1 protein-coding gene is annotated in these 573 nt (G+C 36.3%); it reads left to right on the forward strand.

What is annotated here, in order from left to right; translation table 11 throughout:
- On the forward strand, window positions 1-553 hold a 553-nt coding region (locus tag FQ082_RS12915; protein ID WP_149493458.1), incomplete at its 5' end, for an IS1595 family transposase.
- Between the last annotated feature and the right edge of the window lie 20 nt (window positions 554-573).

Genomic DNA, 573 nt, shown 5'->3' on the forward strand with positions numbered 1-573 from the left:
CCAGCCTAACACTGCTGCACTTTTTTATCATAAAATAAGACTTGTTATAGATCACCATCTCTCATTACAAGCTGATGAGCTCTTTGATGGTGAAGTCGAATTAGATGAAAGTTACTTTGGCGGCGTACGTAAAGGAAAAAGAGGTCGCGGGGCTACTGGTAAAACAGCCGTATTTGGTATTCTAAAACGAAATAGTAAGGTTTATACCATTGTCGTAGCAGATACCAAACAAAGTACTCTAATGCCCGTTATCAAGCGTAAAATTAAGCCTGACAGCTTTGTTTATACTGATAGCTATCGAAGTTACAATGCATTGGATGTGAGCGAATTTAAGCATTTTAGAGTCAACCACTCTAAAGAATTTACTTGTGGTAAAAACAATCACATCAATGGTATTGAGAACTTTTGGAATCAGTCTAAAAGAACACTCAGAAAATATAATGGGATTGATAAAAAGAACTTCCCTCTATTTTTAAAAGAGTGTGAGTTTAGATTCAATTATGGCGCACCGTCTAATCAGCTTAAAACGTTGAGAAAATGGTGTGATATTTAATCCTTATCTACTACAGCCCC

The organism is Psychrobacter sp. ANT_H56B, from assembly GCF_008369245.1.
In the GTDB taxonomy this organism is placed as follows: domain Bacteria; phylum Pseudomonadota; class Gammaproteobacteria; order Pseudomonadales; family Moraxellaceae; genus Psychrobacter; species Psychrobacter cryohalolentis.